This window comes from Streptomyces sp. WAC06614, assembly GCF_003949795.1.
GTDB lineage: Bacteria > Actinomycetota > Actinomycetes > Streptomycetales > Streptomycetaceae > Streptomyces.
Genome location: NZ_RPRY01000252.1, coordinates 1 through 10,471, shown reverse-complemented (window position 1 = coordinate 10,471; position 10,471 = coordinate 1). Strand labels below are relative to the sequence as shown.

The window sequence follows — 10,471 nt, the reverse complement described above, 5'->3', positions numbered from 1 at the left end:
GACCCGCACTGGCCGCTGCGTCCGGAGCTACCGGCGGCGGCGTAGCACGGCCGGGCGCGGGGCGCGCCTTTGCCATACTTACGTTGCCGTAGGTTACGGTCCCGTAGCCGTCGTGACCCTGCGGCTCCTGCCGACTCCCTCCACCCCCGGGGAACCTTATGACCCTTTCGCCCGATCTGATGGAGAGCGCTGCGGCGCTCTCGGACGAGGCCGAGACGTCCGCGACGCTCGGCGGTGAGCAGAAGCGGTCGATCGAGCAGATCGCCCTGCTGCTGTTCATCACGGTGCCGTTCGTGGCGCTGCTGGCGGCGGTTCCGCTGGCCTGGGGCTGGGGGGTGAGCTGGCTGGATCTCGGCCTGATGGCCCTGATGTATTTCGTGGCGTGCCACGGGATCACGGTGGGCTACCACCGTCATTTCACGCACGGTTCCTTCAAGGCGAGGCGTCCGTTGCGGATCGCGCTGGCGATCGCCGGGTCGATGGCGGTGGAGGGGCCGCTGGTGCGCTGGGTGGCCGATCACCGCAAGCACCACAAGTTCTCGGACGCCGAGGGTGACCCGCATTCGCCGTGGCGGTTCGGGGAGACGGTCCCGGCGTTGCTGAAGGGGCTGTGGTGGGCGCACATCGGGTGGCTGTTCGACGAGGAGCAGACCGATCAGCGCAAGTACGCCCCGGATCTGATCAAGGATCCGGCGTTGCGACGGGTCAGCCGCCAGTTCGTGCTGTGGACGGTCGTGTCGCTGGCGATCCCGCCGCTGGTGGGGGGTGTGGTGACGATGTCCTGGTGGGGTGCGTTCACGGCGTTCTTCTGGGGGTCCTTGGTGCGGGTGGCGCTGTTGCACCACGTCACCTGGTCGATCAATTCGATCTGTCATGCGGTGGGCAATCGTCCGTTCCGGTCGCGGGACCGTTCGGGGAACGTGTGGTGGCTGGCGGTGCTGTCGTGCGGCGAGTCGTGGCACAACCTGCACCATGCGGACCCGACGTCGGCGCGGCACGGAGTGCTGCGGGGGCAGGTGGATTCCAGTGCGCGGCTGATCCGCTGGTTCGAGCAGCTCGGCTGGGCGTCGGACGTGCGCTGGCCGTCGGGGGCCCGGATCGACGCCCGACGCAAGGAAAACCCGTCGAACGCGGCATGATGGGGGGCGTGGCGATCGACGGCGGTAGCAGTTCCAGCAGTGACAGGCCGCGGCGCGGCCGCAGGGTGCGGATGACGGGCGCCGAGCGGCGCCAGCAACTGCTGGACATCGGTCGTACCCTGTTCGCCGAGAAGGGCTTCGAGGGCACGTCGGTGGAGGAGATCGCGGCGAAGGCCGGGGTGTCCAAGCCGGTGGTCTACGAGCACTTCGGCGGCAAGGAGGGCCTGTACGCGGTCGTGGTCGACCGGGAGATGCGCCAGCTGCTGGACATGGTCACGGGGGCGCTGACGGCGGGGCATCCGCGGGAGCTGCTGGAGCAGGCTGCGTTCGCCCTGCTGGACTACATCGAGACGTACACGGACGGGTTCCGGATCCTGGTGCGGGATTCCCCGGTGGCGCAGTCGACGGGCACCTTCGCCTCGCTGATCAGCGATATCGCTACTCAGGTGGAGGACATCCTGGGTCTGGAGTTCAAGGCGCGCGGTTTCGACCCGAAGCTGGCCCCGCTGTACGCGCAGGCGCTGGTGGGCATGGTGGCCCTGACGGGCCAGTGGTGGCTGGACGTGCGCCGCCCCAAGAAGGCGGAGGTCGCGGCCCACCTGGTGAACCTGGCCTGGCACGGTCTGGACGGCCTGGAGTCCAAGCCCCGGCTGGTGGGGCACCGCAAGAGCTGAGCCGTCGGGGCCGGTCCCGACGATCACCGACGCGTCGAAAGGTTGTACGGGAAACCACTTCTTCCTCGCGGTCCCCCCGGCTTACGCTGTGATCACTTCCCGGGGGGGAACGCACAAACCACCGACGGCGCAGGCCGGGCATCTCCGCATGCCCGTGCGCCTGCGCGCGTGGATGTTCACGCGTCCACCCGGTTTCACCTTGCTACTCAGGGGAGAAACCTCTTGTCCTCCACGCGCTCCCAGCGCTTCGCCCGCCTCGCCGCCTGCACGGCTCTGGCGCTCTCCGCGGGCACCCTCCTCTCCGCCGGCCCGGCCTCGGCCGCCGGCAAGGCCTCGGACCGGCCCGCGGCCGTCGCCCCGGCGGTCAAGCCGACCGTCACCCGTCCGGACCGCGGCCGGGCCGCCGCGCAGGGCGCGCAGACCGCGCAGGGCGCGACCGCGGGCAAGCTGCAGCCGCGCCTGGACCTGGACGGTGACGGCTTCAGCGACCTGCTGTTCCGCACGAGCGCCGGCTACACGGGCGCCTTCCCCACCAGCCGGCCGGAATCCCCGGTCGTCGACTTCCGCATCGAGGGCGACGAGCAGGAGACCGTCAAGGACATCATCGGGCTCGGCAACGCCGTCGGGAACTGGAACCCCGAGATCCTGACGCTGACCTTCGACGGCAAGCTGCAGATGCGCGAGACCTCGGGCAACTGGGCCGGGGCCCCGCTGTGGACCGGCACCGGCTGGCAGGTCTACAACCGTGTGATCGCGGCCGGGGACCTCAACCGTGACGGCCGCCAGGACCTGCTGGCCCGCACCCCCTCCGGTGACCTGTACTACTACGCGGGCACCGGCAACGTCTCCAACCCGTTCGCGGGCCGGGTCAAGGTCAGCAGCGGCTGGGAGCAGTACGACCAGATCCTGGGTGCGGGCGACGTCGACGGCGACGGCGCGGCCGACGTCATCGGCCGTCTGCCCACCGGTGAGCTCTTCCTGCACCGCGGCTCCGGCAACGGCTCCAACGTGCTGCAGTGGCGTACGCAGATCGCCAGCGGCTGGACGTTCTACAGCCAGCTGATCGCCGCCGACGACCTCGACGGCGACGGCAAGGCCGACCTGATGGGCGTCACCGGCACGGGCGACCTCTTCTGCCACTTCTCCGAGGGCAACGGCAAGTTCACCTGGCAGTACGACTGCGGCAAGGGCTGGACGAACCTGGAGATGTTCGTCGGAGCCAGCATCACCCCGGTCTACGGCAAGAAGAGCATCGGCGGGATCGACGCGGCCGGCCAGGCCTGGCAGCGGGTCAACAAGCTCGACGGCGGCTTCCTCTCCCCGTTCAAGTCGGGCAGCTTCGTGTGGCCGGACGACGGCTCGAAGCTCGTCCTGGCGGCCGGCCTGGACAAGCGGAACTGGGGTCACCAGCTCCAGTTCAACCAGTGGGGCCTGACCAACCGCACCACCGGTCAGTCCATCGCCGGTGACTGGTGGGGCGTCACCAGCTACGTGGTCGGCGGCGGCGACGTCTCCGGTGACGGCAAGGGCGACCTGCTGACCCGTGACGTCTGGGGCAACCTCTACGTCCACCAGGGCGACGGCTCGGGCAACAAGTTCGCGGCCCCGATCAACGTGGGCGGCGGCTGGGACCAGTACAAGTTCATCGCCTCGGGCGACTTCAACGGCGACGGCTACGCCGACGTCGCGGGTGTCACGCCGGGCGGCGACCTGTACTACCACCAGGCCACGGGCAACGCGTCCGCGCCGTTCAAGGGCCGCTGGTTCGTGACCAACGTGTTCACCCCGAACCTGGTCTCGGTGACCTCGCCCGGCGATGTGACCGGTGACGGCAAGGCGGACCTGATCCTGGTCGACAGCGACGGCAACGCGTTCCGCAAGGTCGCGGACAACCCGTACGGCAGCGCCGTGTGGTCCGGTGCGGTCTCCCTCGGCAACGGCTTCACCTACCGCAGCATCGGCTGATCCCGGCGCGCGGTACGACGGCGCCCCGTCCCGGAGTGTTGCTCCGGGGCGGGGCGCCGTGGCGTCACCGGGGGCGGGTGCTCCCGGGGATGCTCATGCGGTGGGCTCCAGGAACTCCAGGCGGTTGCCGACGGGGTCCTCGGAGTAGAAGCGTTGGTGGCCGGGGAGGTTGTGGTCCCACACGACCTGGGCGCCGCGTTCCTCCAGGCGGGCGGCGTAGGCCTCGATGCCGGTCACGCGCAGGCCCGGGTGGGCCTTGCGGGCGGGGTGGAAGTCCTCCTCCACGCCCAGGTGGAGCTGGACGGGCCCGGCGGCGAACCAGCAGCCGCCGCGGGCGGCGAGGACGGGCGGTTTGGGGATCTCCGTCATGCCCAGGACGTCCTGGTAGTAGGTGCGCAGGAGGTCCTCGGAGCCGGGCGGGGCGGCGAGCTGGACGTGGTCGACGGCACTGAGCACGGGGTCAGTTCTCCTTGCGGGCGACGGCGAAGACGCGCCGGAACGGGAAGACGGTGCCCCGGGGGCCCGGGGGGTAGGCGCCGCGGAGCAGGTCGCGGTACTGGAGCAGGAAGTCGGAGGCGGCTTCGTGGTCGTCGCCGAGGGCGGTCAGCACCGGGCGCAGGGCGGTGCCCTTGACCCAGTCCAGGACGGGGTCGGGGCCGGTCAGCAACTGGTAGTACGTGGTCTCCCAGACCTCGACCGTGCAGCCGAGCTCGGTGAGCCGGGCCAGGTACTCGCCCGGCTCCAGCAGGTGGACGTAGCGTGCGCCCAGGCCCGCCAGGCGGGGCCGCCAGCGCGGGGTGTCGCACAGGGCGGCGAGGAGGCTGTGGCTGGGCGCCTGGAAGTTGCCGGGGATCTGGAAGGCAAAGGTGCCGCCGGGCCGCAGGCCGTGGATCCAGGCGGCGAAGGAGGCGGGGTGGCTGGGGACCCACTGCAGGGCGGCGTTGGAGACGATCAGGTCGAAGGGCTCCTCGGGCAGCCAGGAGGCGATGTCGGCGGGCCGGAAGTCGAGGCTGCCGCCGCCGGGGGTCGCCCCGGCGTACTCCGCGGTGGCCCGTTCCAGCATCTCGGGCGAGAGGTCGTAGCCGGTGATGCGCGCCTTGGCCCAGCGGTCGGCGAGCAGGGCGGTCACATTGCCCGGGCCGCAGCCGAGGTCAGCGATGCGGGGGGCCGGGGCGGGCAGCTCCGGTATCCGGGCGAGCAGGTCGACGAAGGGGCGGGTGCGGTGGCCGGCGTGACGCAGGTACTGCTGGGGGTCCCAGGTGGGCGCTGAGGGGGTGGGGCCCTCGGTGGCCGTGAGCGGACGGACGGCCGGCGCGGCATCGGAATGCATGTTCGAGCCTCCCTACTGGCGGGGCGGGGTGGAGCGGAAGCGGTTCCCGGCCCCCTCCATGCCCCAGGGTCGCCCCGAATATATCTCGATGTCAAGATGCTTGATCACGAGAAACTCCAGATGAAGATACTTCACATCGATAGATCCCTTACACTGAGCGGCATGGAGGACGAGGTCGACCGATTGGTCGCGGCATGGCGGCGGGAGCGCCCTGACCTCGACGTGGAACCGCTCGAAGTGCTCAGCCGCGTCAGCCGGCTGGCGCGCCACCTCGACCGGGCCCGTCGGCTCGCCTTCTCCGAGCACGGCCTCGAGCCGTGGGAGTTCGACGTCCTCACCTCGCTGCGCCGCGCGGGCGCGCCGTATCAGCTCTCCCCGGGACAGCTGCTCACCCAGACGCTGGTCACCTCCGGCACCATGACCAACCGCATCGACCGGCTCGCCAAGAAGGGCCTGGTCGAGCGCCTGCCCGACCCCAACGACCGCCGGGGGGTGCTGGTCCGCCTGACCCCCGAGGGCCGCGACCGCGCCGACCAGGCGCTCGCCGGCCTGCTGGCGCAGGAGCGGGCGATCCTCGCCCAGCTCTCCCGCGCCCAGCGCGGCGATCTGGCGGCCCTGCTACGCCAGCTGACCGCTCCGTTCGACAACATCCCCGGCTAGCTCCGCCGGCCGCACCCCCGCCCGGCGGGCCAGGGCGACGGCCGCGAGCGTGGAGTGCACGCCGAGCTTGCCCAGCACGTTCTGCATGTGGGTGCGGACGGTGTGCGGGGACAGGAACAGCCGGGCGGCCACCTCCTTGCGGCCCAGCCCCGCCACCATGCAGCGCAGCACCTCGTGCTCGCGCGGGGTCAGGGACTCCACCAGGCGCTCGCTGTCCGTACGGTGCTTGCGGGCGGCCGTGAGCTCCCGCAGCACCCCCGTCAGCAGCGCCGGCGGCAGGTGGGTCTCCTCCCGCAGCACCCCGCGGACGACGGCCAGCAGGCGGGAGAGCGAACAGTCCTTGGCCACCCAGCCCGAGGCGCCCGCCTGGAGGGCCAGCGCGGCCCGGCGCGGGTCGTCGCGCTCGGCGAGGACCACCGTGCGCACCCCGGAATGGGCCGCGCGCACGCCCGCGACCAGCGCGATGCCCTCCCCGGCCGACGGCGGGCCGGAGCCCGACTCCCGCTGCGCGGGCAGGGTGCCCGTGCCGCCGAGGTCGGCGTCCACGAGCAGCACGTCGAAGCGGCGGCCCTCGGCGACCGCACGGTCCAGACAGCGCAGGGCCGCCGGGGCGCTCCCGGCCGCGGACACGTCCACGTCGGGCTCGGCCGCCAGTGCGGCCGCGAGCGACTCGGCGAAGATGCGGTGATCGTCCACCACGAGAACCCGGATACGAACCACAGACACCCCCAAGGGTCGGGGAACGGACAGCGGCGGGTACGACGCCCGGACCCGGGGGGTTCCGCAGCCGCCCCGGCCGCCGCCGTGACTTCTACTGCTACCCCGGACCGGACGTCGTACCCGATGTGTCTCGACCCCTGAATCAACACCGGCCCCCACCGGTGTCACGCATCAGCGTAGGGCCCCGGGCGTCCTGTGGTTGGCCGAATAGCAGAAGTTTTCCGAGCGATTTTCCGGCCCAGAGGCTCCGAACGCCGCCCGGGATGGCTGGAATTGGCCCCTGACGGACCTTCGCGAAACCATTCTGCGACCGCGACCGTGCCACCGGCAGGTGCGCACGGTGCATTTCACGCAGCGTGCGCGCGCCGGGCGCCCGCGCACACGGCACGGCCCCGGCGCGCGAGCGATCTCACGCGCCGGGGCCGTGCGCCGGGTACGAGCCCGCCGGAACCGGTACGGGTCAGGCCTGCTCGGCCCGCCGCGCCTGGGCGAACTCCCAGGCGTCGGCGACGATCCCGGCCAGGTCCGGGCGGCGCGGGGTCCAGCCGAGCCGCTCGTGCGCCCGCGCGGCGGACGCCACCAGGACGGCCGGGTCGCCGGCCCGGCGCTCGGCGACGACCTCGGGGATCTCGTGCCCGGTGACCTTGCGGACGGTCTCGACGACCTCGCGGACCGAGAAGCCGTTGCCGTTGCCCAGGTTGCAGATCAGGTGCTCGCCGGCCACGGCCGCGTCCAGCGCGGCCAGGTGCGCCTCGGCGAGGTCGGCGACGTGGATGTAGTCGCGCACACAGGTGCCGTCGGGGGTCGGGTAGTCCTCGCCGAACACCGAGATCGCGGCGCGCTGCCCCAGGGCCACCTGGAGGACCAGCGGGATCAGGTGGCTCTCGGGGTCGTGCCGCTCGCCGTACGCGCCGTAGGCGCCCGCCACGTTGAAGTAGCGCAGCGAGACCGCGGCCAGGCCGTGCGCCGCCGCCTCACCGGTGATCATGTGGTCCACGGCCAGCTTGGAGGCGCCGTACGGGTTGGTCGGCGCGGTCGGCATGGTCTCGGTGATCGGGGTGGACTCCGGCTCGCCGTAGGTGGCGGCGGTCGAGGAGAACACCAGCTTGCGCACCCCGGCGCCGCGCATGGCGGCCAGCAGCTCCATGGTGCCGCCGACGTTGTTGTCCCAGTACTTGCCCGGGTTCACCACGGACTCGCCGACCTGCGAGAAGGCCGCGAAGTGGAGCACCGCGTCGTAGGAGTCGTCCAGGTACCGGCCCGCCTCGCGGATGTCGGCCTCGATCAGCGTGGCACCCGCGGGGACGCCCTCGCGGAAGCCGGTGGAGAAGTTGTCGAGGACCGTGACCTCGTGGCCGGCCTCCAGGAGATGGGCCGCGCACACGCTGCCCACGTATCCGGCGCCGCCGGTGACCAGGTACTTGCTCACTCGCCTACTACCTCTCGCATGGATGCACCCGTCCGGGTTGACGACTCTGGCTTACCCCATGGACGGTGCTGCGGGGAAATCGGGCGGTTCAGGGACCGGCCGGGAGCTGCCCGGTGGCCCGGTCCAGCAGCCCGGTCCGGGCGGCCAGCGCCGCCGCCTCCAGCCGCGACCCGACACCCAGCTTCATCAGCACCCGCTGGACGTGCGTACGGGCCGTGCTCGGGGCGATCGCCATCCCCGCCGCGATCAGCCGGGTGTCCTCGCCCTCGGCGACCCGCACCAGCACCTCGATCTCGCGCGGGGTCAGCATCCGCAGCAGCCGGCCGGCCTCGTCGTCGGGCTGGGCGGCGGGGTTGAGCAGCTCCGCGAAGGCCCCCTGGAGCAGCTGCGGGGCCACGGCCGCCTCACCGGCCCGGGCCTTGGCCAGGGCCCGCTCCACGCCCTCGATCCGCTCGTCCTGGCGTACGTAGCCCGAGGCGCCGGCGGCGAAGGCGGCGGCGATCCCGCGCGGGTTCGGCACCGGGCCGAGGACCACGACCGCGATCTGCGGCCGCTCCTTCTTGATCCGCACCACCGGGTCGAACACCCCGGGCTCGGCGGGGGTGGCCGTGCCCAGCAGGCAGACCTCCGGCGAGCGGCTGATGACCAGCTCGGCGGCGCCCGCCGCCGGGGCGGTCGCGGCCAGCACCCGGTGACCGCGCAGCTTCAGCGCCGAGGCGAGCGCCTCGGCCAGCAGCCGGTGCTCGTCGACCACCACGACCCGTACGCCCATTGCGGCACCCACCCCCGACCCTTCTGCCCCGGCAAGCTACACGCTTGTTCGACGCCGTGCGCCCGATACCGACGAGAAGCCCCCGGAAGGACGGACCTTCCGGGGGCTCGGGCGCCTACGTGCGGGCGTCAGTTCGCGGCGAACGAGACGATCAGGTACTCCTGGTCGCCCGGCCGGGCCTTGTTGATCAGCCGGTCGGACAGGAACAGGCGGCCGTTGTGGTAGCGGAACTCCGAGTACTCCGGCGAGAAGCGGGCCTCGGTGCGGACGAGCTCCTTGTCCGCCGGGTTCTCCATGAGCAGGGTCTCCTTCATCGTCGCGCCGTCGATGCTGACGACCTGCCCGCCCTTGTCGTAGGGCGGATTCTTGTACGCGATGATGTTGGACCCGTCCATGCGCATCGGGAACATGGTGTAGCGCTCACCGGCGTCGGCGCGGTCCGTGGTCTGCTTGCCGGTGTTCAGGTCGAACGAGAGCAGCTCGTTGGTGCGGCCGCTGGACGAGGCGCCCTGGTGCTCGACGGAGGGCACGTAGACCTTGCCGTTGCCCACGACGATCTTGCTGCAGGACTCCACCTCGGTGGGGCCGCAGCGCGGGTCGTAGTTGCCGCTGGCCAGCTCGATCTTGGCCTTGAGCTGGCCGGAGTCGTCGATGACGAACAGGTCGCTGACGCCGGTGGCGTTCTTGGCGGTGTCACCGAGGTCGGCACCGACCACCAGCGGCTTGGTCGAGACGATGCTCGCCCACTTCACGCCCGGCGACATCTTGTACGAGAGCTTGGGCGCGCCCGTGGTGGGGTCGAGGACCTGCGCCAGCAGGTACTCCTGGTCGTAGCCGCCGCACTTGCGGATGACGGCGAGGGCCTCGCCGCCCGCGTACCCCATGTCGTAGCACTTCTCGGCGTCCGGCTTGGGCAGCCACAGGTTCTTGCCGTCGGCGAGGTTCCAGGCGGCGCCGCCGCCCAGGCCGCCCGCGGCGACGGTCTGGCCGGAGACGGTGACCTCCTTGAAGTCCACCTTCTTGTCACCGCTGGTGACCGTCTGGGCGGCGCCCGACCACAGCATCTTGCCCGCGTTCAGGTCGATGACGCCGACCTGGGTGCACTTGGGGTACTTGTTCTGCTCGGAGGGCTGGGCCTCCTGGAACAGGACGGCCGTCTTGTTGTCGCTGACGTGGCGGGACGCCCCGCACAGCGGCGCGGGGACCGGGATCTCCCACTTCTTGGCGCCGTCGCTCATGTTGTAGCCGACGACCTTGCCCACGTCGGACTTGGCGTAGACGGCGTCGGTGACCCAGGAGCCGCCGGTGAAGGTCACGTCGTTGACCTGCGGGACGGGGACGTTCACCAGCGTCTTGGACTTGGTGTTCGACGGCACCTTCTCGGTGCCGCCGGCGGCGCCGGGCTTGTCGCCGCCGGTGCCCTGGCCGTTGGCCGTGGGCTTCTTGCCGTCCTCGTCGTCACCGGAGGTCAGCCAGAAGCCGCCGCCGACGATCAGGGCGATGGCGACGACCGCCGCGACGATGATCATCAGCTGGTTGCGCTTGTTGCTGTCGCCGCCGGCCGGTGCCGGGGCCGGGGAGGCCGCCATCGGCACGGTGCCGGGCTGCGGGCCCCAGGGCGAGGCGCCGGGCTGCTGCGGGTATCCGTAGCCCGGCGGCTGCTGCGGGGGCTGCGGCTGCGGGTAGCCGTACCCGGGCTGCGGCTGCTGCTGCTGCGGGTAGCCGTAGCCGGGCTGCGCGGGCACGCCGGGCTGCTGCGGCGGCTGGTGCGGGGCCTGCGGG

The 10,471-nt window shown here is 71.8% G+C and carries 10 protein-coding genes; 4 read left to right on the top strand and 6 right to left on the bottom strand.

What is annotated here, in order from left to right; all coding sequences use genetic code 11:
- Positions 1-158 precede the first annotated feature (158 nt).
- From EF918_RS26485 to EF918_RS26475, 3 genes are all read left to right on the top strand, one after another.
- The gene (locus EF918_RS26485) at positions 159-1,139 is read left to right on the top strand and encodes a fatty acid desaturase (protein ID WP_125651248.1); all 981 of its coding nucleotides are present in this window, start codon (positions 159-161) and stop codon (positions 1,137-1,139) included.
- Positions 1,136-1,813, top strand: coding sequence for a TetR/AcrR family transcriptional regulator (locus EF918_RS26480; protein ID WP_125651246.1), 678 nt, complete (start codon positions 1,136-1,138; stop codon positions 1,811-1,813). Before EF918_RS26485 ends, EF918_RS26480 begins: the two co-directional genes overlap by 4 nt.
- 222 nt (positions 1,814-2,035) lie before the next feature.
- On the top strand, positions 2,036-3,778 hold the full coding sequence (locus EF918_RS26475; protein ID WP_125651244.1) for a VCBS repeat-containing protein: 1,743 nt from the start codon (positions 2,036-2,038) through the stop codon (positions 3,776-3,778).
- A 93-nt stretch (positions 3,779-3,871) separates the two neighbouring features.
- Here EF918_RS26475 and EF918_RS26470 read toward each other — a convergent pair whose 3' ends face one another.
- Positions 3,872-4,234 (bottom strand): VOC family protein, encoded by a 363-nt coding sequence (locus EF918_RS26470; protein ID WP_125651242.1) that lies wholly within the window; start codon positions 4,232-4,234, stop codon positions 3,872-3,874.
- A gap of 4 nt (positions 4,235-4,238) precedes the next feature.
- Complete coding sequence (locus EF918_RS26465; RefSeq protein ID WP_125651240.1) at positions 4,239-5,108, bottom strand: trans-aconitate 2-methyltransferase; 870 nt, start codon at positions 5,106-5,108, stop codon at positions 4,239-4,241.
- A 162-nt stretch (positions 5,109-5,270) separates the two neighbouring features.
- Here EF918_RS26465 and EF918_RS26460 point away from each other — a divergent pair, with 162 nt between their 5' ends.
- Positions 5,271-5,768, top strand: a complete 498-nt coding sequence (locus tag EF918_RS26460) for a MarR family winged helix-turn-helix transcriptional regulator (RefSeq protein ID WP_125651238.1) — start codon at positions 5,271-5,273, stop codon at positions 5,766-5,768.
- On the opposite strand, the gene EF918_RS26455 is transcribed toward EF918_RS26460, so the two are convergent.
- The 4 genes from EF918_RS26455 to EF918_RS26440 all read right to left on the bottom strand — a co-directional run.
- Complete coding sequence (locus EF918_RS26455; RefSeq protein ID WP_125651254.1) at positions 5,727-6,488, bottom strand: response regulator transcription factor; 762 nt, start codon at positions 6,486-6,488, stop codon at positions 5,727-5,729. The genes EF918_RS26460 and EF918_RS26455 overlap by 42 nt on opposite strands.
- 460 nt (positions 6,489-6,948) lie before the next feature.
- On the bottom strand, positions 6,949-7,917 hold the full coding sequence (gene galE / locus EF918_RS26450) for a UDP-glucose 4-epimerase GalE (RefSeq protein WP_125651236.1): 969 nt from the start codon (positions 7,915-7,917) through the stop codon (positions 6,949-6,951).
- Between the two features lie 88 nt (positions 7,918-8,005).
- On the bottom strand, positions 8,006-8,689 hold the full coding sequence (locus tag EF918_RS26445; protein ID WP_125651252.1) for a LuxR C-terminal-related transcriptional regulator: 684 nt from the start codon (positions 8,687-8,689) through the stop codon (positions 8,006-8,008).
- Between the two features lie 128 nt (positions 8,690-8,817).
- A partial coding sequence (locus tag EF918_RS26440) for a PQQ-binding-like beta-propeller repeat protein (RefSeq protein ID WP_312847867.1) occupies positions 8,818-10,471 on the bottom strand: 1,654 nt, incomplete at its 5' end.